The 22,740-nt window shown below is 72.3% G+C and carries 23 protein-coding genes; 11 read left to right on the forward strand and 12 right to left on the reverse strand.

From position 1 onward, the window contains the following. Positions 1-66: 66 nt before the first annotated feature. From ACGFN2_RS03885 to ACGFN2_RS03910, 6 genes are all read right to left on the reverse strand, one after another. Positions 67-471: a rodlin gene (locus ACGFN2_RS03885; protein ID WP_393357289.1), complete on the reverse strand. Its 405-nt coding sequence runs from the start codon at positions 469-471 to the stop codon at positions 67-69. A 455-nt stretch (positions 472-926) separates the two neighbouring features. Further along, entirely contained in the window at positions 927-1,334 is a 408-nt protein-coding gene (locus ACGFN2_RS03890; protein ID WP_393357291.1) for a rodlin, read from the reverse strand. Between the two features lie 295 nt (positions 1,335-1,629). Then, positions 1,630-1,917, reverse strand: coding sequence for a hypothetical protein (locus tag ACGFN2_RS03895; RefSeq protein WP_393357293.1), 288 nt, complete (start codon positions 1,915-1,917; stop codon positions 1,630-1,632). A 270-nt stretch (positions 1,918-2,187) separates the two neighbouring features. After that, entirely contained in the window at positions 2,188-2,421 is a 234-nt protein-coding gene (locus ACGFN2_RS03900; protein WP_159744056.1) for a chaplin, read from the reverse strand. 365 nt (positions 2,422-2,786) lie between these two features. After that, positions 2,787-3,194 (reverse strand): rodlin, encoded by a 408-nt coding sequence (locus ACGFN2_RS03905; RefSeq protein ID WP_393357295.1) that lies wholly within the window; start codon positions 3,192-3,194, stop codon positions 2,787-2,789. Between the two features lie 243 nt (positions 3,195-3,437). Continuing rightward, positions 3,438-3,683: a chaplin gene (locus ACGFN2_RS03910; RefSeq protein ID WP_362611073.1), complete on the reverse strand. Its 246-nt coding sequence runs from the start codon at positions 3,681-3,683 to the stop codon at positions 3,438-3,440. Positions 3,684-4,171: 488 nt separating this feature from the next. On the opposite strand from ACGFN2_RS03910, the gene ACGFN2_RS03915 reads away from it, so the two are divergent. Continuing rightward, positions 4,172-5,845 carry a bifunctional 3'-5' exonuclease/DNA polymerase gene (locus tag ACGFN2_RS03915; protein WP_393357298.1) on the forward strand — a complete coding sequence of 558 codons (1,674 nt, stop codon included), beginning with the start codon at positions 4,172-4,174 and terminating at the stop codon, positions 5,843-5,845. Between the two features lie 159 nt (positions 5,846-6,004). Further along, positions 6,005-7,021, forward strand: a complete 1,017-nt coding sequence (locus ACGFN2_RS03920; protein WP_393357300.1) for an alpha/beta hydrolase — start codon at positions 6,005-6,007, stop codon at positions 7,019-7,021. A 41-nt stretch (positions 7,022-7,062) separates the two neighbouring features. Here the strand turns inward: ACGFN2_RS03920 and ACGFN2_RS03925 are convergent, their stop codons facing one another. Continuing rightward, positions 7,063-7,692: a TetR/AcrR family transcriptional regulator gene (locus ACGFN2_RS03925; protein WP_393357302.1), complete on the reverse strand. Its 630-nt coding sequence runs from the start codon at positions 7,690-7,692 to the stop codon at positions 7,063-7,065. A gap of 130 nt (positions 7,693-7,822) precedes the next feature. Between ACGFN2_RS03925 and ACGFN2_RS03930 the strand changes: the two genes are divergently transcribed. Together ACGFN2_RS03930 and ACGFN2_RS03935 are read left to right on the forward strand one after the other, a co-directional pair. Then, positions 7,823-8,521 carry a spheroidene monooxygenase gene (locus tag ACGFN2_RS03930; RefSeq protein WP_393357304.1) on the forward strand — a complete coding sequence of 233 codons (699 nt, stop codon included), beginning with the start codon at positions 7,823-7,825 and terminating at the stop codon, positions 8,519-8,521. A gap of 815 nt (positions 8,522-9,336) precedes the next feature. Next, the gene (locus tag ACGFN2_RS03935) at positions 9,337-9,789 is read left to right on the forward strand and encodes a RidA family protein (RefSeq protein WP_362611063.1); all 453 of its coding nucleotides are present in this window, start codon (positions 9,337-9,339) and stop codon (positions 9,787-9,789) included. A gap of 355 nt (positions 9,790-10,144) precedes the next feature. Here the strand turns inward: ACGFN2_RS03935 and ACGFN2_RS03940 are convergent, their stop codons facing one another. After that, positions 10,145-11,389: an acyltransferase family protein gene (locus ACGFN2_RS03940; protein WP_393357989.1), complete on the reverse strand. Its 1,245-nt coding sequence runs from the start codon at positions 11,387-11,389 to the stop codon at positions 10,145-10,147. Between the two features lie 362 nt (positions 11,390-11,751). Then, positions 11,752-12,636, reverse strand: coding sequence for a glycerophosphodiester phosphodiesterase family protein (locus ACGFN2_RS03945; protein ID WP_362602947.1), 885 nt, complete (start codon positions 12,634-12,636; stop codon positions 11,752-11,754). Between the two features lie 419 nt (positions 12,637-13,055). Here ACGFN2_RS03945 and ACGFN2_RS03950 point away from each other — a divergent pair, with 419 nt between their 5' ends. From ACGFN2_RS03950 to ACGFN2_RS03980, 7 genes are all read left to right on the forward strand, one after another. After that, positions 13,056-13,730 (forward strand): response regulator transcription factor, encoded by a 675-nt coding sequence (locus tag ACGFN2_RS03950; protein ID WP_362602949.1) that lies wholly within the window; start codon positions 13,056-13,058, stop codon positions 13,728-13,730. Positions 13,731-13,740: 10 nt separating this feature from the next. Further along, positions 13,741-14,934, forward strand: coding sequence for a sensor histidine kinase (locus ACGFN2_RS03955; RefSeq protein ID WP_393357307.1), 1,194 nt, complete (start codon positions 13,741-13,743; stop codon positions 14,932-14,934). Between the two features lie 313 nt (positions 14,935-15,247). Then, positions 15,248-15,739, forward strand: coding sequence for a hypothetical protein (locus ACGFN2_RS03960; RefSeq protein ID WP_393357309.1), 492 nt, complete (start codon positions 15,248-15,250; stop codon positions 15,737-15,739). 37 nt (positions 15,740-15,776) lie between these two features. Next, positions 15,777-16,223 carry a hypothetical protein gene (locus tag ACGFN2_RS03965; protein WP_393357311.1) on the forward strand — a complete coding sequence of 149 codons (447 nt, stop codon included), beginning with the start codon at positions 15,777-15,779 and terminating at the stop codon, positions 16,221-16,223. Positions 16,224-16,235: 12 nt separating this feature from the next. Next, entirely contained in the window at positions 16,236-16,913 is a 678-nt protein-coding gene (gene cseB / locus ACGFN2_RS03970) for a two-component system response regulator CseB (RefSeq protein ID WP_393357313.1), read from the forward strand. A gap of 5 nt (positions 16,914-16,918) precedes the next feature. Continuing rightward, the gene (locus ACGFN2_RS03975; RefSeq protein ID WP_362602962.1) at positions 16,919-18,121 is read left to right on the forward strand and encodes a HAMP domain-containing sensor histidine kinase; all 1,203 of its coding nucleotides are present in this window, start codon (positions 16,919-16,921) and stop codon (positions 18,119-18,121) included. A gap of 150 nt (positions 18,122-18,271) precedes the next feature. After that, positions 18,272-18,850, forward strand: coding sequence for a hypothetical protein (locus ACGFN2_RS03980; RefSeq protein WP_362602965.1), 579 nt, complete (start codon positions 18,272-18,274; stop codon positions 18,848-18,850). Positions 18,851-18,920: 70 nt separating this feature from the next. Here the strand turns inward: ACGFN2_RS03980 and ACGFN2_RS03985 are convergent, their stop codons facing one another. The 3 genes from ACGFN2_RS03985 to ACGFN2_RS03995 all read right to left on the reverse strand — a co-directional run bounded on the left by ACGFN2_RS03985 (position 18,921) and on the right by ACGFN2_RS03995 (position 21,995). Next, positions 18,921-19,625, reverse strand: coding sequence for a class I SAM-dependent methyltransferase (locus tag ACGFN2_RS03985; RefSeq protein ID WP_362602968.1), 705 nt, complete (start codon positions 19,623-19,625; stop codon positions 18,921-18,923). 89 nt (positions 19,626-19,714) lie between these two features. After that, on the reverse strand, positions 19,715-21,010 hold the full coding sequence (locus ACGFN2_RS03990; RefSeq protein ID WP_393357317.1) for an acyltransferase family protein: 1,296 nt from the start codon (positions 21,008-21,010) through the stop codon (positions 19,715-19,717). Then, positions 21,003-21,995 carry an alpha/beta hydrolase gene (locus ACGFN2_RS03995; RefSeq protein ID WP_393357319.1) on the reverse strand — a complete coding sequence of 331 codons (993 nt, stop codon included), beginning with the start codon at positions 21,993-21,995 and terminating at the stop codon, positions 21,003-21,005. Before ACGFN2_RS03995 ends, ACGFN2_RS03990 begins: the two co-directional genes overlap by 8 nt. Between the last annotated feature and the right edge of the window lie 745 nt (positions 21,996-22,740).

Below are 22,740 nucleotides of genomic sequence, written 5' to 3' on the forward strand. Positions count from 1 at the left end.
GGCAGCGCGAACGCGGCGCCGACCGCCCGGAGACGCAAGCGGTGATACGGCCGAGGCCGTTGGCCGTCAGTGGTTGCCGACTCCGTTGCCGGAGAGGACCGGAATGCCGTTGACGATGTGCGACAGCGGCTCGTCGCCCTTGGCCTGCGACGAGTTCTCCGTGCACTGCTGGTTCTGCGGGTTGGACAGCACGTTGATGTCCTGCACCGCGATCGGGGCCGCGCCCGGGAGGACCTGGGCGGCCACCTTGCCCAGAGCGAGGCAGGGCTGGTTCAACGAGCCCTGGACGAGCCCGAGCTGGGTGCTCAGATTGCCGCCCGTGGTGGAGTTGCCGTACACGGAACGCGCGCCGTTTCCGTTGACCGTCCTGGTGCCGTCCTGGTCACCGATCGCCATGGCCTGGGGAGCGGCCATGGCGGAAACGCCGACCAGCGACGCCGCCACAGCCGCGCCCGCGATCATCTTGTTCATCACAAAACCCTTCAGGAGAAGGAACTCCCGATACGGGAGCCCTATTTGAACAACCCGCCACACCGGCTTGAGTTCTGCACCATCACCCGAATAGCAGGCACCACTCCTCCCGCAAGGCACCGCCAGCCCCCTGATACCGTCGACTGCGCACCAATTCACTTGCCGACAATGCGACTTTTCGTGCCGGAAGGTGGATGCCCCTGACACGAAGAAGGGCCTGCGATACCGGAACGGATTCGCAGGCCCTTCTTCGTTACGGACGGCATGCCAACGCCCTGGCAGCCCCATCAATCCGCAAGGGCACTGGCACGCTTCCCTCCACACATCATTCCCAACGATCCGGTCCACCCGATCTCAGTCACGAGCGAATAACGTTTCCGTTCCGGAGCCGGACAGCGAAAACCCGGGCCGCCCGGAAGAAGGAGGGCCGGGCGGCCCGGGTCGAACTCAGCCGATCAGTGGTTGCCGGCGCCGTTGCCGGAGAGGATCGGAATGTTGTCCAGAATGTGCGACAGCGCCTCGTCCCCCTTCGCCTGGGTGGAGTTCTCGGTGCACTGCTGGTTCTGCGGCGACGACAGAATGTTGAGGTCCTGGACCGCGATCGGGACCGCCCCTCCAAGGGCCTGGATGGGCAGCTTGCCCAGAGCGATGCAGGGCTTGTTCAGCGAGCCCTGGATCAGGCCGATCTGCGGGCTCATGTACCCGTACGTGGTCGAGTTCCCGTAGAACTGCGTGGCGCCGTTGCCGTTGACGGAAGACGTTCCGTGCTGGTTACCGATCGCCATCGCGTCGGGGGCGGCAGCGGCGGCTACGCCGACAACGGACGCAGCCGCGGCTGCGGTCGCCAGAGCCTTCTTGATCATGTTGGTCCTTCGTGTTTCGGGGTGCCCTTGGGCCGGGCATTCTGCCCAACTCACAAGGATGTTTTTTGGTTGTTCTCATTCACCCAAACAGCCGCGCGCCCTGATCCGCGTTTTCCGGCCGTCGTCCGATTCCACCCGGCTTCCGGAACGAGAAAGGGTCGAGGCGTGGCGCCGTTCCGGGATCACCTGTCCCATGGGCGGATACCGCGGCACTCGGCATCGCGTCGAAAACAGCAGGCACGGCCGGGGGGACAGCGAGGTCCACTCACGGTGGACAACTCCGTCGCCCCTGGGATTACTTGAGCGGAAGCCCACCGAGCAGCGAAGTCTTCTTTGCCGTCCCGGAGACGCCACGGAGCAGCTTCTTCGCGTTGGTCGACCTGACCTTGTCCCCCGTGGCCTTGACCGTTTTCACCAGCGGCATGAGCTGATGGCCGTCCAGCTGCTTGTTGCTCAGCGCATCGGTCAGCCCTCCGTTGAGGCTCATGGTCGGAGCCCCGGGCTGTGCGGCGAAAGCGGGAACGGCGGCCGCCAGTGCCATGACGGAACCGACAACAACCGCAGCAGACTTGGCGTACTTCACTTCACATGTCCCTTCTCGGGCGGTGGTTCACGGTCCCGCGACTTCAGCGCCGTGCGAGCAATCGCTTCGCTGCTCGGATCACCGCTTTCAGCGTGACTAACGACTGCCTTCGTCCGGAGAAACCCTGAAGCGGTGTTCTTCTCGGCACCATCGCCCGAAAATTGGGCGGGTGACACGTGTGCCCGTCGGAGGCAATTGCGACCGGCCCCGGTGCACAGAAATCCGCGCACCGGGGCCGGGTCACATGGACACCGCTCGAATTCCTTCGAGTCAGTGGTTCAGGCAGGTGTTGCCGAACGCCGGGTTCAGCAGCGCGACGATGTTGATGGTGTTGCCGCACAGGTTGACCGGGATGTGCACCGGAACCTGGATGGCGTTGCCGGAGAGGACACCGGGGGAGTTCTTGGCGCCGCCCGCGGCACCCGCGTCGGCGAACGCAGGCGCTGCCGAGCCCACCGCCATGAGAGTTCCGGCAGTGATCGCTGCGACCTTTGCGTACTTCACTTTCAGCCCTTCCTTGCAGCGGGTCCGTAGCGAACACGACCGTCGTGTCGCTCGGGCGCTGAGCTGCTCGCCCGTAACACCGCTGACGATATTGGTAACGAATTGCCCTCGGGGACGAAACTCCCACCCGAAGGTTTTCGGAGGAATCGCCCGATGGGTGCAAGACCGTTTCGGGAGATTGCCACCATGCATACGACGCGGAAAAAGCACCGGAGTTTCGAACGGACGAGGCACTCGCCGAATGCGAATTCTTTCCGACAGGGGGATCGAGAAGTTCCGCCCCTCGGTTCCCTGGGGGGTACCGCAGGCCCCGGACCGCTCATGAAAGGAGAGCCGACGGTCCGGGCCTGCGGCCGACGGCCGACTCAGTGGTTGCCGACGCCGTTGCCCGACAGGATCGGGATGTCGCTGAGGATGTGCGACAGTGGCTCGTCACCCTTGGCCTGCGTCGAGTTCTCCGTGCACTGCTGGTTCTGCGGGTTGGACAGCACGTTGATGTCCTGCACCGCGATCGGGACCGCCCCTGCGAGGAGCTGGGCGGTCACCTTGCCCACAGCGAGGCAGGGCTTGTTCAGCGAGCCCTGGATGAGCTCCAGCTGCGGGCTCATGCTGCCGCGGGTGGTGGAGTTGCCGAACGCGCTCTTGGCTCCATTGCCGTTGACGGTCGACGTACCGTGGTGGTCCCCGATCGCCATCGCCTGGGGAGCGGCCGTCGCCGTGATTCCTACGACGGACGCGGCTACGGCCGTCGTGGCCAGGACCTTCTTGATCACGATTTACCCTTCTCGAAGCGGAGTGCCCGTATCCGGAGCGCACTGGTCAACTCGCTTCTGGGGGCGCGGTTTCGCCGTTTCACCCGAATGCCACGAAACCATAGATAGATATCACCGCGGACGGCCAACATTGCGTCCCACAGCGGGTTTTGCACGGCGAAGGCCGGTACGAATTCTTCGTACCGGCCTTTGCCGCGAGAGCCGGCCGCCCGAAGGCGGCCGGCCTCAAGAGCTCTGCGGTGTTCAGACGTTGAGGCAGGTGTTGCCGAACGCCGGGTTGAGCAGGCCGACGATGTTGATGGTGTTGCCGCAGACATTGACCGGCACGTCGACCGGAACCTGGATGAGGTTGCCGGAGACCACACCAGGAGAGTTCTGGGCAACTCCCGCCGCGCCGGCGCCGCCGTGCGCACTGGCCACACCGGCTCCGCCGACAACGGCGAGCCCCGCGACGGCGGACAGGACGGCGGCCTTGGAAACAAACTTCACGGTGAACCTCTTCACTGAGCAGCAAGCAGAAAACTGAACGCGTCGCTTAGAGCGACAAGCTGCTCAACTCATCAACCGCGCCGGAGGTAGCGGTTCAATCGGGTGAATGCGCGAGCGCAAGTCCGGGAGAAGTGGGCGGCATTGGCGAGCGGGATATGGCCGTGTGCGCCGGCGTCCCAACAAGGCGCCGGACAAAGCAGATTGTCGGCCGGGGTGTGTGTACGGGCGGTGGGGTGGTGGCCTGTGAGCCGTAATGGGGGCGGCGAATGCGGGGGGGGGTGGGGAGTGGAGGGTGTCTGAGCTCGTCCGCGGTGTGGGGCGCGGGCGGCTGTCCGGCGTGCGGGGCGGGGCAGCGGCCGGGTTCGGTCGTGGTTCCGTCGGGCCGGGGTGACGTCGTCGGCCGGTGTCGCTGCCGGGGCCCGGTGCCTCTGTCGGGGTATTCGTGCTGGTCAGGGTGATTGTCAGTGGGTGGTGCGAGACTCGAAGGCATGAGATGGGCGGTGGTGGAGACGGGCGACGGGGGTGCTCGTCTCTGCCCGCTCGGGGCGGACGGACGGGCCGCGGGGCCGGTGGTGCGGGAGCGTTCGCTCGCGGAGGCGGTGCGGGGGCGGCCGGAGGTCGAGCGGTGGGTGTGGCGGTCCACCGGGGAGATCTACCGGCGGCTGTGGGCGGCGGGGGTGCGGGTCGAGCGCTGCTATGACGTGGAGGCCGCGGAGGCGCTGCTGATCGGCCACGAGGAGGGCCAGTCGGGCCAGCCGCGTTCGCTGGCCGCCGCCTGGGCGCGGCTGCACGGTCTGCCCGTCCCCGAGGACGCGCCGGTGCGTACGGCCGAGACCCAGCCGTCGCTGTTCGAGCCGGGCCCGGTGCCGCTGCCGCCCGGGACGGACGAGCTGACGGCACTGCTGGAGGTCTACGCCGGCCATGTGGCGCGTACGGAAAGGGCCGAACATCCGGACCGTATGCGGCTGCTGCTGGCCTCGGAGTCCGCGGGCATGCTGGTCGCCACGGAGATGGGGCGGGCCGGGGTGCCCTGGCGGGCCGATGTGCACCGCGCGCTGCTCGACGGGCTGCTGGGCGGGCGGTATCCGGGCGGGCTGGAGCCGCGCCGGATGGCGGAGCTGGCCGACGAGGTGTCGCGGGCCTTCGGGGGTGCGCGGGTGCGCCCGGACCTGCCGAACGAGATCATCAAGGCCTTTGCCCGGGGGGGGATTTCCCTCACCTCGACCCGTAAGTGGGAGCTTCAGCAGATCGATCACCCGGCGGTGGCGCCGCTGCTGGAGTACAAGAAGCTCTACCGTCTGCACACCGCTCATGGGTGGTCCTGGCTGCAGCAGTGGGTGCACGACGGCCGGTTCCGCCCCGAATACCTGCCCGGTGGCACGGTCTCCGGCCGCTGGACCGCCAATGGCGGCGGCGCGCTGCAGATCCCCAAGGTGATCCGGCAGGCCGTGCGCGCCGATCCGGGGTGGCGCCTGGTGGTGGCCGACGCCGACCAGATGGAGCCGCGGGTGCTGGCGGCCGTCTCCCGGGACCGGGGGCTGATGGAGGTGGCCGGCAGCGGCGAGGACCTGTACGCGGACCTGGCGGCCCGTGCGTTCGGCGGGGACCGCGCCCGCGCCAAGCTCGGGCTGCTGGGCGCCATTTACGGGCAGACGTCCGGTGACGCCCTCAAGCACATGGCCGATCTGCGCCGCCGCTATCCGGCCGCGGTGGCGTATGTGGACGAGGCGGCGCGGGCGGGTGAGGAGGGCCGGCTGGTCCGCACCTGGATGGGCCGTACCTGCCCGCCCGCGTCCGTGGCGCCGCCCGACGAGGCGGGCCTCCCCCAGGAGGAGCCCGCGGGGTACGGCGGCAATACTGCGGCCGCCCGGGCCCGCGGCCGGTTCACCCGCAACTTCGTCGTGCAGGGCAGCGCGGCCGACTGGGCGTTGCTGATGCTGGCCGCGCTGCGCCACTCGCTGCGGGCGGGCGGACTCCGCGCCGAGCTGGTCTTCTTCCAGCACGACGAGGTGATCGTGCACTGCCCCGCCGAGGAGGCCGCGGCGGTCGCCGAGGCGGTCACGGCGGCGGCCGGGACGGCGGGGCGGATCGCGTTCGGGGAGACTCCGGTCCGCTTCCCGTTCACCACGGCGGTGGTGGAGTGCTACGCGGACGCGAAGTGAGGGCCGGCGGAGGCGGATGGGGCGACGCGGAGGCGGATGGGATGGCTGGATAGCCGGCTGGCTGCGGCACGTCGGCGGACGGCGGGCGGCGCGGGCAGGCAGAGTGAAGATCGTGAGCAGAAGTCGCAGCACGTCCGATCCGAACGAGGAGTGTCCCGTATGAGTGCTCAGTCCGAATTGCAGCTCCCGACGGCGATGCGGGTGCATCCCGAACTGGTCCCGGTGTTCGAGGCGTTGGCGCAGCGCTCCTCCGATCCGTACGAGGACATCGGGGCCACCCGCGCGCGGCTCCACAAGCTGCTGGCCTCGTTACCGGCCGACCGTACGGGGGTGCGCAGCGAGCGGTTCGAGGTCCCGCGGGCGGACGGCAGTGCCCTGATGGTCGAGGTCTACCGGCCGGAGGACGGGGCGGGTACCGGCTCCGAGGGGGCCGGTCGCGCGTTGCCCGCCGTGCTGCACTTTCACGGTGGCGGGTTCGCCGTCGGCCGGTCGCTGCCGGGGCAGGACCGCACGGCGCTCGCGCTCTGCCGTGAGCTGCCCGCCATCGTCGTCACCGTCGAATACCGCCTCGCCCCGGAACACCGTTATCCGGCCGGGGTGGAGGACTGTTATCGCGCCCTGGAATGGACGGCCGAGCGTGCCGCCGAGCTGGGCATCGATCCCGCGCGGATCGCCCTCGCCGGCAAGTCGGCGGGCGGTGGGCTCAGCGCCGCGGTCACCCTGATGGCCCGGGACCGCGGCGGCCCGGCGGTCCTCCACCAGTCGCTGTGCATCCCGGACCTGGACGACCGGGTCGGGGCGGAGGAGGGCGCGGCGGCGGCCGACGTGGCCGAGGACGCGCGGGTGACCACCCGGCGGAGCGTGCAGCGGGCGTGGCGGCACTATCTGCCCGAGGGGACGGGCGCGGCGGACGCCTATGCCGCGGCGGCGCGCGCCACCGACCTGTCCGGGCTGCCGCCGGCCTCCGTGCTGGTCTGCGATCTCGATCCGATGCGCGATGCGGGGCTGGCGTACGCCCGGCGGCTGATGGATGCCGGGGTGCCGGTCACGGTCCGCAATGTGCCCGGCGCCTGGCACGGCTTCGAGCTGTTCGCGCCGGACAGCCGGGTGGCGAGGGAGATGGCGGCGTACTGGACGGGGCAGTTGAGGGCGGCGCTGTATCCGGTGGTGGCCTGAACCGGAGGCCGGTCTCCCCCGCCTGAGCGGGGCGCCGGGGCTCAGTCCGGGGCGCCCGGCGTCTCCGTGGCCGGGCCGCCGACGGTGGAGATCAAGCCACGGGTGATCCGCGTCATCGTCCCGACCAGCAGCTCGCGAGGCTGGTCGGGGCGCTCCAGCCACCACAGCGCGAGGCCGTACAGCGCGCTGCGGATCGCCTCCCCCAGGGGCTCCAGCTCGGCCTCGGGGATACCGGGCACGAATGCGCGCAGCAGCTCCACGTCCGTTTCGCGCTGCCGGCGCTGCAGTTCGCGGTGGAAGGCCTGCACCTGGGCGTCCCCGGTGGTGTCCCGGAACATCATCCGCCAGGTGTACGGATGGCTCTCCACATACCCGAACCAGGCCTCGTACATCGCCGTCATCCGGGTGTCCAGGTCGCCCTCGCCGTGCAGGAGTTCGCGGACCGGGGCGGCGGCCAGCTCGTCGCGGTGCCGCTCCAGCAGGGCGAGGTGCAGCTCCTGCTTGGAGTCGAAGTGGCGGTAGAGCATCGGCTTGCTCAGGCCCGCCTCGGCGGCGATCTCCCCGATGGTGGTGCCCGCGAAGCCGCGCTCGGCGAACAGCCGGGCCGCGACCTCCTCGATACGGGTCCTGGCTTCCGCGCGCGCGGCGCGGCTCCGGTCGATCTCGCTCATCCGGGCCCCTCCCTGCGATCTGGCTCGATCTGGTGGTGAATTCGGCTCGCCATGGCCGGTCCGATCGAGGATACTGGATCGTGTACCACTTGGTATACGCACGAGTAACTCTGAGATGCGGGGGCTCATCGTGATCGTTTCCGTGCATATCGCCGACGTCGGCGTCCGCGCCGTGCGCAGTGTCCTGCGTGCGCGCCCACGGCCCGGGACGACCCCCGGCCTGCGGTACGCCGAGACCACGCTCACCGGTGCCATCGCGGCCGGACCGCCCAAGGTGCGCCCCGGCCGCGCCGCGCTGCTCGCCTCGTGGGACGACGATGCCGCGCTCGACCGCTTTCTCGCCGAGGACCCGCTGGCGCGGCTGCTGGCCGGCGGCTGGCATGTGCGGTTGCGGCCGCTGCGGTTCTCCGGTTCCTGGGGTCCGATGCCGGTCGAGATCGGGCCCGGCGCCGCGCAGGACGAGGAGGACGGGCCGGTCGCCGTGCTCACCCTCGGGCAACTGCGACTGCGGCGCGCCCTGCCGTTCCTGCGCGCCAACTCCCGCGCCGCCGGCCGGGCCGCCGCCGACCCCTCGATGACCGCTTCGGTCGCCCTGGCCCGGCCACCCCGCTTCGTCGGCACCTTCTCCCTGTGGCAGAGCGCGTCGGCGATGCAGCGCTACGCCTACGGCTCCGCACAGCCCGAGCACCAGGAGGTGATCAGGAACCACCAGGAGCAGCCGTTCCACCACGAGGCCGGCTTCCTGCGATGCCGCCCCTACGGCGCGCGGGGCCGCCTGGACGGCCACGAACCGGTCACCGAGGCGGGCCTGACGCCGCGCATACCGTGAGGCGCGGCGGGGCGAGGCTCCGCACGGGCGAGCGGGGCGGGGGGCGACGCGGCCGGTGCGGGTGGCGGGGACGGTGTCGGTGGCGCGGGTCCCACGGGGGTGGGCCCGCGTGGCCACAGACCGGGGCCGGGTGGGCCTGGCGGTTGTTCGGTGACGCGAGTTCCACGGGGGTGGACCCGCGTTGCCACGGGCAGAGGCCAGGCGGGCCCGGCAGCTGTTCGGTGACGCGAGTCCCACGGGGGTGGACCCGCGTGGCCACCGGCCGGGACCGGGCGGGACCGGCAATTGTGCGGCGTCGGGCCGTCGCGGCCGTGCGGCGTTATGACGCTGGTCCGGCGGGTGTGTACGGTGCGACGCCGTCCGTCGCGACCGTCCCGCACCGCCGGGCAGCGGTCCCGTCCCCCTTGCCGTGCGATGCCGTGGTGCCCTGGGGATCTGTCCGGTACGTCCTAGACTCGCCGAGGGGTGCCCGGTGGTGAGTGGTGGGTGCCTTCGGTGGTTGGTGAGCGGTGGTGCGGGCTTTGTGCCGGAAGGGCTGCGAGGGCTGTGGGAGCCGTGCCGTCCGGGTGGTGCAACCTCAGTGGTTCAGGTCTTCCCCAAGGGGAGCGGAGCGGCTTCAATCGCTGGACGGATGAGATGAGTTGGCGGCGGAGGGAGTCGGCTGGATGGGTGCCGGGACCGGGATGAACGCTGGGGCGGAGCGGCCTGCTGAGAACGGCCCGAATGCGGGGGCGGGGGCGGACGCCGGAGCAGGTGCGGACGCGGGTGCCGGTGCGGGTGCCGGTGCGGACACCGGAACGGGTGCGAGTGCCGGCATGGGTTCGGTGGCGGGGTCCGGCGCGGAGGCGGCGGGTGGGAGTGGGGGTGACGGCGGGCTGGAGCGGGTGAATCCCGGGCATCTTGCGCCGCCGACGGGGTTCAGTCATGCCGTGCGCGCGGCTCCGGGCACTCTGGTGTTCCTCGCCGGGCAGACCGCGCTCGACGGTGCGGGCCGGATCGTCGGCGACGGGGTCGTCGAGCAGTTCGAGCGGGCGCTGAGGAACCTTCTGGACGTCGCGGCGGCGTCCGGTGCCGGTCCGTCCGACCTCGCCAAGCTCACCGTCTTCGCCGTCGATGTCGCGGACTACCGACGGCATGCGCGCGAGATCGGGCGGGTGTGGAAACGGCTGGTCGGCGGCGACTATCCGGCGATGGCCGTGATCGGTGCCACCCGCCTGTGGGACGAGACCGCGCTGGTCGAGATCGAGGGCATCGCCGTCGTCCGCTAGCGAACCGGGGCGGGGCCGACCGGCCCGACGGCACCGGCCCGTTCCCGGCGCGCCCAGCCAGTTCCCGGCGCCCCGGCCCGCTCCCGGTCGCCGACCTGTTTCGGCGCCCCGGCTGGTTCCCAGTTCGCCGACCAGTTCCCGGCCCCCCGCCCGCCGTTCTGCGCGGCCGCCCGCCCCGTTACGTGCATGCCAGGGCCCCTTCCGTACACCTCAGGGGCGCCCGTCCCATACACACCAGGGGCGCGCGTCCCGCCGGTCTTCCGGCGGGGCGGGCGCCCCTGAGGCTGTTCTTGGACGTACGCCCTGTGCTGTACGACGCTGACGCGTCACCCCGTGCGGTGGGGAGTGCGGCCGGTCAGTTGCGGCTGCGGGCCATTCCCACCGGGTCCTTCTTGAAGGCCCAGGTCATCTTGGGTTCCATCGCCCAGCGGAAGGCCCGCTGCACGGGTGGTGTGCACAGCACGGTGACCACGGTGCCCGCGATCAGCGTGAGCACGACCGCGCCCCACGGCGTGTGCATCCACGGGTTGTCGTACCAGTCCCAGAAGCGCGAGCCCTTGGCGAGGAAGCCGTGCAGCAGGTAGCCGTAGAGGGTGCCCGCGCCCAGCGCCGTGCACCACATCGTGCGGCCCGGAATCCAGGCGAAGAAGCAGGCCACCAGCACCAGCGAGCAGCCGAACATGGCCAGCGTCATCACCGCACCGCTCCACCACGGGGCGGCGAGTTCCTGGGCGGCGTCACGGTGGTAGAACCAGGCGGCGTTCATCCGCGGGGCCGCCCAGTAGGCGAAGACCAGCGCCGCGGCGAAGACCGGTACGGCCAGGATGCGCGCCTTCTTGCGGCGGACCAGCTTGAAGTGCTCCGGCCGCAGCGACAGCCCGATCACGAAGAACGGCAGGAACTGCAGCACCCGCTGGAGGTCCATGTCGTCGCCGATGTCCGGGGACAGTGACGCGAGGACGGCGATGGTCAGCGCCAGTGGGACCGGCCAGCGCACGATCTTCCACAGCGGGGTGGTCAGCCGCCAGACGAACAGGGCCAGCAGGAACCAGGTCAGATACCAGGGGTCCGTCAGGCTCACCGGGTAACCCGGGTCGTCGTCCGCCCACCTCTTGAAGAGCGTGTAGGCGACTTCGAAGAGGATGTACGGGACGGCGACGCCGGTAATCAGCCGCTGGAGCCGGTCCTTGCGCATATCGAAACTGCGCGAGAAATAGCCGGAGATGATGATGAACGCCGGCATATGGAAGGCGTACACGGTGATGTAGAGCGCGGCGGCGGAGCGGCTGCCGTCGCGCAGCGGCTCCCAGGAGTGCCCCATCGCCACCAGCACGATGGCCAGATACTTCGCATTGTCGAAGAAGGCATCGCGCGGCTTCGCCGTGGCACCGGCCTTGGCATCGTTCTTCGCCTGGTCCGTGCCGCGGCCCTTGGCATGGCTTCTGGGCGCGGCGTGCGCGCTGCCGCCCGCCGCGGGCCGGTCGGCCGTCGCCGTCCCGGAGGCGGCCGCCGGTGCTCTCGTGGCCGTGGCCGTGCCCGTGGCCCCGGCGGTCTCCGGCGGTGCCGGTGTGCCGGTCCGACTCAGCGTGTCATGCGACATCTGCCGCGGCGGGGGGAGCGGCACCCGCCGTTCGCCGTACGCCGGATATTCGTTCTTCAAGGAGCCTCCCGAAAGGTTCCCAGGGGAGGAGCTGGACGCTGGCCCGCGCCGGGCCGTATATCGGAACCCAAAAGCCAAATCCTGCGTCTTAGTTCTTTTACGGGGAGTGTGGCGGCGTCGAACATCCCAGGCACCTTAGCCCCGCGGCGGGAATCACGTAAATCCCCGCCGGTCACGGCCACACACGGCGCATCCGCCCTCCACAGCACCTTCACGCACGGTAGAGGGCAGGCCGGACCGCGCGTGCGGGCCGGCACCCTGAGAGATCTGGACAATGCTGCCTTAATCTACGGCTGTTGCCCCTATTGAATAACACCTTCGACGCCTCTGGCCCGCACGGACCGCGCGGTGGTGTTCTTCGCCACGTCCCACGCATAGACCTCCAACCGGCGGCCGTGCGGGCCGTGCAGCCGGTGCACGGCGGCCAGCCAGCGTGAACTCAGCGCGGACACCCGGGGGTTGATCTGGTCCGCGAACCGCGCATAGCGCGCCAGGTCGCGCACATCGGGCGCGCCGAGAATGCCGGTACGCACCTGCGGCACAAGTTCGTGCACGGTTTTCACGCACCGCACGCAGAAGCTCTGGACCACCAGCCGGCTGCGGACATGGGCGCGATCCAGCCACCCTCGTGCCCGTAGTTCACGGATGACCTGTGCCTCGATTCCGGGATACTTCTCGGGTGCCTTGATCTCCAGCAAAAGGCGCTGCCCGTTATGGTCCAGACGGGACAGGTAGGCGGCGAGTGTGGGCACCCGCTCCCCTCTGAAGCGCTTGCCGAACCAGCTGCCGGCGTCCAGCCGCGCGATCTCGGCGGCGGTGAAATCCCCCACCCGCCACGGCGCCCGCCCGGGAAACACCCGGGCCGCGTCCGTCGTCCGCCGCAGCGTGGTGTCGTGCAGCACCACCAGCCGGCCGTCCCGGGTCCGCTGCACGTCGTTCTCGACCCAGACGAACCCGCGGCGGTGGGCGGCGTCGACGGCGGCGAGGGTGTTCTCGGGCGCGTGACGGGAGGCGCCACGGTGGGCGATCACCCGGGTCGCCGCGGTGCCGGGGCCGGCCCGCGTCCCGCTGCTCACGGCGACGTCCGCGAACTCGTCCGGCCCGGTCGCCATCGCGGACGCCGACACCGCGGCCAGCGTCAGGTAGGCGAGGCCGGCGGCGGGGACGCGCAGTGCTCTCCGATGCATGCGGCGGCCTCCTGCGTCCGCTCGCCCGACGGCGCCGGCCGCGTCGGGCATGCCCCCTGAGGCCCTTCCTCCCGTCCAGGAATGCCGCTGTCTCCTCAACATGCCCGCATCCCGCGCCACCCGCCACGCGAAGGCCGGCCGCCGCCACTCCGCCGCGCCCGCCCCGGCGGCCTTCTTCTCGCAGGTCAGGTGGGTGGGGGTGAGGTGCGGAGGGGGTGGGCGGGGCGGTGCAGGACGGCCCGCCATCCGTGCGGCCGGGGCCGGGCCGTACGTGGGCGAGGCACCGGTCCCATCGGCAGCGTGCCGCCCCTTCGGCCCGGCACCGCCCTCGCCGAGCCCCCGGGCAGCACCCCGCCCCCGCCCCCGCCGGTTGCCGAAGACCGCCCCCGTCCCCGCCCCGTACGGCAGAATCCCTGCCCGTGACGATTCGCTTATTGATCGCCGACGACCACGAGATGGCCCGCCGGGGGATGCGCCGCATCGTGGAGAGCCAGCCCGACATGGACGTGGTCGGTGAGGCGGCGAACGGCGAGGACGCCGTGGCGATGGGGCGGGCGCTGAGGCCGGATGTGGCGCTGGTGGACATCCGGATGCCGCGGATGGACGGCCTGGAGGTGACCCGCCGGCTGGCCGGGCCCGGGGCAGCGGACCCGGTACGGATCGTCATCGTGACCACCTTCGACCTGGACGAGTACGTGTATCCGGCGCTGCGCTTCGGTGCCTCGGGGTTTCTGCTCAAGCGCTCGGGGCCGGCGCTGCTGGTGGAGGGCGTCCGGGCGGCGATGGCCGGGGACAGTCTGATCAGCCCGTCGGTCACCGTCCGGCTGCTGGAGCACGTCACCGGCCCCACGGCCCGCCGCCCCCGGCGCCGCGACGCCCTGCTGACCGGGCGGGAGGCGGAGATCGCCGGCAAGGTCGCCGAGGGCCGGACCAACGCCGACATCGCCCGGGAGTTGTTCATCTCCGCGGGCACCGTGAAAACCCATCTCGCCAGCATCCAGCGCAAGCTCCAGGTCCCCAACCGGGTCGGAGTCGCCGTGCGGGCCTGGGAGTTGGGCTACGCCACCGGGCGGACACCCGGGCGGCCCGCATAGCCTCACCGCCATGAAGGACAACGTTGCGGGGCGGCGCGGGCGGCGCGCCGGGTGGTGCGGGGCGGCCGCCACGGCGATGCTCCTCCCCGCCCTCGTCTCGCCCCCGGGTGGCTGGATACCGGCGGTCATGGCCGCGCTGACCCTGGCCGTGGCGCTCGCGGGGTGGCCGGTGGGGCGGGTCACGCTCGCGCGGGCGGCGGCCGGGGCCGCGGTGCTCTCGCTCGCCGCGGACGCCGTCTCCTTCGGGAAGGCCGGTCTCGCCCTCCTCTGGCTGCCGTTCGAGGCGGTCGCGCTGCTGGTCCTGCTGGAGCGGGTGGTACGCCGGGTGCCGGGCCGCGGGGCGGGCCTCGTCGGCGGGCTGACCGGCGCCGCCGCGGTGCTGCTGCCGCTGCGCTTCACCCTGCACGCCCCGCAGACCGGGCTCAAGGAGTCGGTCTTCCTGGCCGCGCTGGCCTTCGTCCCGGCCGCGTGTGCGGCGGGCGCCGGGCTCCACCTCCGGTCGCTGGACCACCGGCGGGTGCATGCCGTGGCGCTGGCCCGGCGGGAGCAGCGGCTCGACATCGCCCGCGACCTGCATGACTTCGTGGCCCATGAGGTGACCGGCATCGTGCTGGAGGCCCAGGCGGCCCAACTGGACGAGGACGGCGGCCCGGTGGCGCACCACGCGCTGCTGCACCGCGTCGAGCAGGCCGGGCTGCGGGCGCTGGATTCCATGGACCGCACGGTGGCGGCGCTCCGCGGGACGGACGGCCGCACCGGGGCGGAGCCGCCGCCCACCCGGCTGTACGGGCCGGACGATCTGCCCGGACTCGTCGGCCGCTTCGGCGCGATGACGGCGGCCGAGGTGTCGCTGTCCCTGGAGGACGAGTTGGCCGGGGCGCTCTCACGGGAGGCCGGGGACGCCGCGTACCGCGTGGTGCTGGAGGCGCTGACCAACGTGCGGCGGCATGCGCCGGGGACCGGGTGGGTCGAGGTGCGCGCCGGCCGGACCGCGGACGGGGCGGTGGAGATCGCGGTCACCGACGGCGCGGGGCCCGGCGCCCTCCCCCGGCCCTCCCCGGGGCGAGCGGGGCGCCACGGCGGCGGCACCGGTCTCGCGGGGCTCACCGAGCGGGTCGGCGCCGTCGGCGGTGCCCTGGAGGCGGGCCCGTACGGGCAGGGGTGGCGGGTCGGTTGCCGGCTGCCGGTGCCCGCCGTCCGCTGACCCGATGCCGCCGAACGGGCTGCAGCACCCTCGGCATTGGCGCCGGATGCGGCGGAATCGCCTTCTGGGGAGTCGAGTTGGGGGTTGAGGTGGCGCGCGGCGTCGGGGTGGGTCCGGGACGGCGGGCGCCCGTCTCCAACGCCCTGACCTGGTCTTTCTCTTGGCGGTTAGGGCGCTACCGACGGCGCTCTCCCGTATGTCGATCACGTTACAGAGGTCGATGAGCGGCTGTTACCCAGCTGTCAGGCCGCCGAGAAACGCCCCTCATAGCTTCTGTGACGCCCCCACTGATCAACACGATGGAGCGAGAACCATGAAGCGCACCACGAGCATCGCCCGGCGCCACAAGACGGCCCTCGGAACGGCACTGGCCGGTCTCGCCGTCCTCGGCACGGTCGCCACCGCCACCGGGGCGCAGGCCGCCACGGCCTCGGAGCACACCGCGAGCGCCGCCCGCGCCAACAGCACCCCCTACGTCATGAACCACATCGGCGAGGAGCACGCGGACAAGGGCAAGGCCGAGCGCAGCCCCGAGGCGCTGGTGCTCACCGAGCACACCTCGGCGGGCAACCTCCACTGGAAGGAGTGGGGCACGAAGAAGGCCGTCGCCACCGGCGAGATCACCGGCCTGTGGTGCGGCCAGGCCTGCCTCGACAAGCCCCTGAAGGGCACCCTGACGCTCTCGGACCCCAAGACCGTGAACGGCAAGAAGGTCTTCTCGTCCTTCACCGTGAAGCTGGCCGGCGGGAACGGTTCGTACGATGTCGAGGACCTCAAGGGCAAGCAGCACCTCGCCACCACCTGAGGTACCGCCCGCCACCCTCTGACGGAGAAGACTCCCGATGAACAAGCCCACGGCCCTGCTCACCGTCTGCGTACTGGTGCTGGCGGCCGTGGGCTGCTCGGGGTGCGGCCCTTCCGAGCAGCCCCATGTCGAGGGGCCCGCCCCGAGCCCCAGCCAGGTCCGCGGCCCGGTCTATGTGTCCGACACCATGGGCCATCCGCTGACCCGCCCCACGGGGTTCGGGCTCACCGAGTTCTCCACGGTCTCGCAGCTGAGCTGGCGCTTCTGGGGGCAGGGGAAAGCCGTGGCCACCGGCAGGCTGCGCGGCATGTGGTGCATCCCCCACTGCCCCCGCAACGGCTATCCGGCCACCATCGAACTCAGCCGTCTGCAGCGCCGTGAGAACGTCTCGTACTACACCTTCGCCACCGTACGGTCCTCCCACCTCCCGCCCCCCGACACGGACGACCTCAGCGCGGTGCGGCTGCCCCTCCCCGAGCCCTAGGAACCGCCACCCATGACCGACGTGCTGCTCGTGGAGGACGACTCCCTGTTGCGGGAGGCCACCCAACTGTCCCTGGAACGCTACGGATACCGGGTGCGCGCGGCCTCCGACGGGCTGGCCGGGCTGGCGGCGTTCCGGGAGCGGGTGCCCGATGTCGCCGTGCTGGACGTGATGCTGCCGCGCCTCGACGGGGTGGGCCTGGTGCGTCTCCTCCGGGCGGAGAGCACGGTGCCGGTGCTGATGGTGTCGGCGCGCACCGACCCGGTGGACGTCGTCCTCGGCCTGGAGGCGGGCGCCGACGACTACCTCACCAAGCCGTACGACATCCCGGTGCTGGTCGCCCGGATACGCGCGGCGCTGCGGCGTGCCGCGGACGCCGCCCGGCGCGCGCCGCGCGCGGACGACCCGGTGCTGCGCTTCGGCGACCTCACGGTGGACACCGCCTCCCTGAAGGTCCGCCGGGCGGGCCGGGCGCTCGGGCTCACCCCCACCGAGCGGCGGCTGCTGCTGGAGTTCGCGGCCGAGCCCGGGGTGGTGCTCTCGCGGGTCACCCTGCTGGAGCGGGTGTGGGACTACACCTGCGGCGGCGACACCCGGGTCGTCGACGTCCATGTACTCCGCCTGCGCGCCAAGATCGGCCACGAACGCATCGTGACCGTCCGCGGGTTCGGCTACAAGCTCGTGCCCTGACCGCCATGGGACTCCGTACCAAGACCGCCCTGGTCATCGCCGCGACCGCGGCCATCGTCGCCACCCTCATCGGGCTGCTGGTGCATCAGCTCACCGCCGCGGACCAGCGGAAGAACGCGGCGCACGCGCTCGACGCCCGGCTCGTCGAGGCGGTGAGCGCCTACGCCTCCGGGGTCGACAACGGCGCCCTGGTGAATCCGCGGGGGCTGCCCGGGGCGCTCCGCCGGACCGTCACCGACCGCCCCGTGCGGGCCACCTTCCTCCAGCACGCCGACGGCTCCGCCCCGGTGCTGTGGGCGGCCACCCGCAGCGGCCGGGAGATCGTCGCGGTCCGGCGCTCCTACGCACCGCAGGTCCGGGCCCTCGCCGACCTCGACCGGGTGCTGCTCGGCTCCGGGGCGGCCGTCACCGCGCTGGGCTGTGTGCTGGGCGTGGTCGCGGCGGCGGGCGCGGGGCGGCGGATCACCGCGTCCGCGCGCACCGCGCAGCGGATCGCGGACGGCGATCTGACCGACCGGGTGCGGCCCCGGGGCAAGGACGAGATCGCCCGGCTCGGCGCCGCCGTGAACACCATGGCCGACGCGCTGAGCGCCCGCCTGGAGGCCGAGCGCCGGGTCACCGCCGACATCGCCCATGAACTCCGCACGCCGGTGGCCGGGCTGGTGACCGCCGTCGGACTGCTGCCGCCCGGCCGCCCGGCCGAGCTGGTCAGCGGTGGGGTGGACACCCTGCGCAGCGTGGTGGAGAACGTCCTGGAGGTGGCCCGGCTCGATGTGCCGGGCGTCGAGCAGGCGCAGTGCGAGGAGGTGCTGCCGAGCGCCCTGGCACGGCGGGCGGCCGCGCTGGCGGGCGGGGACGTCGAGGTGCGGGTGGACGGCGAGTCGGTGGTGACGACCGACCACCGCCGGGTCGAGCGGATTCTGGCCAACCTGGTCGCCAACGCCCGGCTGCACGGCGCCCCGCCGGTGACCCTGGAGGTGGCGGGGACCGCGGTGCGGGTGCGCGACCACGGGCCCGGCTTCCCCGGCGAGCTGCTGACGCACGGCCCCCAGCGCTTCCGCACCGGCGCCCGGGAGCGGGGTGCCGGGGTCGGTCTGGGCCTGACCATCGTCGAAGGCCAGGCGCGGGTGCTGGGCGCCCGGGTGACGTACGAGAACCCGCCGGACGGGGGCGCCCTGGCCGTCCTGGAGCTCGCGCCGGACGTCTGACGGAGCGCACGGGCCGCGGATGCCGGGCGGCCCGGGACCGCGTGCCCCGGTAGGCCGAACGGCCGTACCCGGCGCCCTACCGCGGTACGGGTGCGGGGACACCGCCGGGGAGTGACGCGGGCGGGCACGGCGCGAACCTACGGTCCCGGCATGACGAACCGATCCCCCGCCGGCGAGCGGCGTCCGGACAGCGCGTCGGGCCCCCCGCCCCGGCTGGCCGCGGCGGCCCGGCACGCCGGTCTCGCGGTGACCTTGTTCCCCGCCGGTGCCCTCGCGGTCTGCTCCACCCTCACCGGTCACCGGGAGGCCGCCCGGCGGCGCTGGCTGCGCGCCGGGCCGCTGCCGCTCGGCGCCCCCGCGCCGGGCGCCGCCCGGCTGGTGTTCCACGGCGCGCTGACCATACTTCTCGGCGTCCTCGCCCTGCTGCTGGCCGGTGCGCTCGCCCTGGCGGTCGCCCGGGGGCTGCTGTACGGCTTCGTCGACCGGGCCCCGCACGACCACTCCTGGGGCGGCCCGTCCCTGGCCGGTGCCTGGCTGGCGCACTTCGCCGTCTCGCTGCCCTGTGTCGCCCTCGCGCTGGCCATACTGACCGGCGTCACCCGGCTCAACCGCCATACGACGGCCCCGCTGCGCGGTGAACACCGTCCCGCCTGGGCGCTGCCCACCGCGGCCGTGGCCTGCGCCCTCGGCCTGCTCTTCGTCGTCGCCTTCGTGCGTCAGCTGCCGTAACCGGCGCCCGGAACACCGAAGTCCCCCGCCTCGGCCGAGACGGGGGACTTCGTGGTGTGCCGCGGCGGGGTCAGGCCTGCGGGAGGTTGAAGTAGATCATCGGGTTGTGGCGGCTCTCCCGGACCGGCTCGCTGAGGTTCAGTTCCTTCTTCACCTCGGCCAGTCGCGCCGTCACCTCGGGGGCCTTCGCCACGGACGGGGTGAAGTACTCGACGTTCTGGGCGGCCAGCCACTTGATGACCACCGAGCCCTCGCTCATGGGCTTGGGGCGGCGGCCGTGGAAGACGTCGTGGACGCTGGTCGGGGTCCCGGGGCGGACCACCGGGAAGAGGTTGTCGATGTACCAGCGCGCGAAGCGGGCGCCGTGGTCGGCGTCGATGAAGAGGTAGTCGGTCTCCGCCGGGACCTTGGCGATGGTGTCCCGCAGGTCGCCCTTGGTGAACGTCCAGCGGCCCTCGGAGAGTTCGGCCGGCACGTTCTTCACGACGTTGTCGACGATGTCGAAGGAGTGGAGGTGGCCGGTGCCGTTGTCCCGCAGCGCGCTCAGAATCCAGGTCGTGGACCAGCCGCGGAAGGTGCCCACCTCCACGACGACCTCGGGCCTGAGGTCCCGCAGCAGCAGGTAGGTGATCTCCGCCTCGTAGTCGTCGAGCTGGGCCTTCACCGTCTCCTTGTTGTCCTGGAGGAACGTCCGCTGTGCGTCGCGCACCGCCCGCAAGTCGTCCGCGTACTTCTCGTAGAGCGTGCTTATCGATTCGATCGTGAGGGTGGACATCAATCCTCCGGAGGGGAGACGAGTGCGGGTACTGCGGACGTACGGGGGCTGCTTCTACGGTCGACGCGGCGGCGAACTACCTTCTCACATCAGGTTATTGTTCGGTTATTGCTCCGTTTCGCACGCGTAGCGTCCCGGTCCCGGACGGCCGTGACCAGCACGGCGAGGACGAGAACGAACACCGGAATCCACCCGCAGCGCGCCGCGGTCCACAGCGGGGCGCCGGGGCTGGTGTGCAGGCCCGGGAGGACCTGGCCGAGGCCCAGCGGGATGACGGTGGTGACGAGCATCGCGGTCTGGTGCCAGAGGAAGACCGTGAGGGCCGCGACGTTGAGCAGGGCCACCGCCGCCCAGAGGAACTGCCGCGGGGTGGCGCGGACTTGGTGCACCGCGGGACCCGCGGGAGCCGGCGCGGTGACCGCGCGGCGCAGCGGGTTGCGCAGCAGCAGGGCCGCGCCCGACTGCGCGAGGCCGAAGGCGACCAGCGCGAGGGTGGGCGGGTGGAGGTTGGACAGGGTGGTGCCGGGGGCGCCGGCCATGCCCGCGGGGTAACCGCCCCAGAGGATCAGCGCCGCCATGGCACCGGCACCGCCGAGCAGCAGCGCCACCGCCTGCCGTCCGCGGGCGAACCCGCCGGCCGCCCAGACCGCGCCGAGGCAGTACGGGACGAGCCAGCCCGCCGGGAGGTTCAGCAGGCGGAGGGCGTCGGCCCAGCCGCTGTCCGGGAACAGCGCGTGGGCGGCGTCCAGCGCGGCCACGACGAGGCAGGCCGCCACCGCGACGCGGGCCGGGGCCCGGTGCACCAGGGGAGTCGCCGCGATCAGCAGCGCGTAGACGCCGAGGAACCACAGGGGCGAGTACGCCAGCCACATCAGCGTGTGGATCGTCTCGTGCGCGGTGCCGGCGAGCACCAGGCCCAGCCAGACGAGCCCCCAGGTGAGGGCGAAGGCCGTCGCCGGGCGCAGGAGCCGGCCCAGCCGCCGGGTCAGCCAGGCCCGGTAGCCGATGCCGCGGGCCCGCGCCACGCGGTAGCCCTGGGCGCTGACCCGGCCGCCCACCAGGAAGAACACCGCCAGTGGCTGGAGCACCCAGGTCACCGGGGCGAGTCCGGGCCGGTCCCGCAGCGGGCTGTCCCCGGCCAGGTGGCCGCCGGCCTGGAGGACGACGCCGCTCACCAGCCAGTGGCCCAGGACCACGGCCACGAGGGCCAGCGCACGCAGCACGTCCGCCGCCCGGTCCCGCTCCGCCGGGGTCGACGCGTCCAGGCGCAGGACCGCCGCGTGCAGGGCCTGCCAGGGGGTGCGCCGCGCGGGGCGGGGGCGCGGCGGGACGGGGGGCCGCGGCCGCCGGGCCGGTGCCGCCGGGCGGAGTTCCAGATCAGTCATCGGAGACCTCCGCGCCCCGGCCGAGGGCGATCAGGGATATGGCGCGCAGCGCCGGTCCGCCGGGGCGGAGGTAGTCGCTGTGGCTGCCGGGGCCCGCGGGGAAGATCCGTGCGCCGAACGCGGGGGTGACGGGGTCGGTGCCGAACCCGACCTGCTCGCCCGGCAGATCGAGGCTGACGTGCGGGACGCCCTCGATCCAGTCGGTGGCGCCGCGGCCCGCCCACACCGGGACCCGGGTGTGCAGTTCGGCCCGGGAGCCCACGCCCGTTCCCGGGCTGCCGAAGAGCACCACGTCCGCGAGGGCGGACTCCTCCCGCGCGTCCATACGGCGCAGGGCAGTGGCGCAGACCACGGAACCGTAGGAGTGGCAGAGCACCGCCACGGGGGCGGGGTTCACCGTCCGCAGGTCCCCGAGCAGCCCGGCCAGCCGGCGGCCGCCGTCCAGCGCCCGGTCGGTGGACACGATGTCCCGGCTCATGGTGCGCGGCGCCGGGTAGCCGTACCAGGCGACCACGGCGGTCCTCCGGTCCGGCTGGAGCCTGCGCATCTCGGCGTGCAGCGCGCGGGCACCGCCGTTCAACGACGCGTGGACGGTGCCCAGTTTGTCGAAGGTGTCGACGGTGGTGTCCGAGCCGGGCACCACGACCGCGATCCGGTCGGCGTGCGCGAGGTCGCCCAGGACCTCCACGGCCCGGCCGTCGCCGCGCGGGCTGAACGAGAGGAAGTGCCGGTCCTTCCGCGCCATCCGGGCGAGCACACCGGCCCGGCCGTCGTCGCCCATGGCGCGGGCCGCGCGCGCGGACTCGGTGAGGAAGCGGTGGTTCGCCGCGTACCGCGCGGGCAGTTGGTCCGCCCGTACGGCGGGGAGCCTGGGCTGCGTCGGGGTGCCCGGCACCGTGGAACGTGCCGCGGCGGCGACCGTCACCACGATGGAGCATGCGGTGAGGGCCATCGCCAGCCCACGCCTGAGACGTGCCGCGCGCATCGCCGGCCTTCCTTCCTGTCCGTTCGGGGAACTGGAAGCCGAGGTTAATGACGCGGGCGGCGGGAGGAATCACACTGCGGAACGGACTTCGCGGTAGCTCTCACGTAGGGGGTGGGCTACCCACCGCGGGGCGCACCGGCGGCCCGGAGGGCGGTGCGGACGGTCCCGTGGGACGGGCCGCGGAGGGCCAACCGGCCTGCTGTCACACCCAGTCCTGGTTTTCCCGGTGGTGCGCGGAAACCGTACGGTCCGTCAGGCGGGCGGTATCGGCGAAGGCTAAAGCGGTGCGGCGGCCGATAAGGGACCGCGGACGAACGGGAATATCACGTCGGATGGTGGCGCCGGGCAGCGCAGTCAAGATTCCCCCTAGTTCAGACGTGCACGGGCGGTGGTCGACCGTCGATGCCATGCGGCGTGAATTTATCCGGGGACGGCTTCACATCGTTATCGGCCTGCTTTTCCGGGCGGCGGACGGAAGCCGCTGAGCGTCGTTCCGGCCGGCCGCTGCGGACTGCCGGTGTCCGGTGGGTGAACGCCGGAACAACGGCGCCCCCGATGACGGAAGTTCTCTTCCCGGGGCGCCTTTCTCGCACGGGACGGTGCTGCGCTGTCAGGGCGGTACCGGCGGCCTCCGCCCTCCGGCCGGTGACCTCTCCCCGGCGCCCGGTGGACACCCTCTCCCTCCACCGCGGCACTCCGCAACGGCGGTTCCCGGCCACCGTCCCGGTGCCCCGATGCCCCGTTC

Origin of the sequence: Streptomyces sp. NPDC048612, assembly GCF_043199295.1 — a bacterium.
GTDB lineage: Bacteria > Actinomycetota > Actinomycetes > Streptomycetales > Streptomycetaceae > Streptomyces.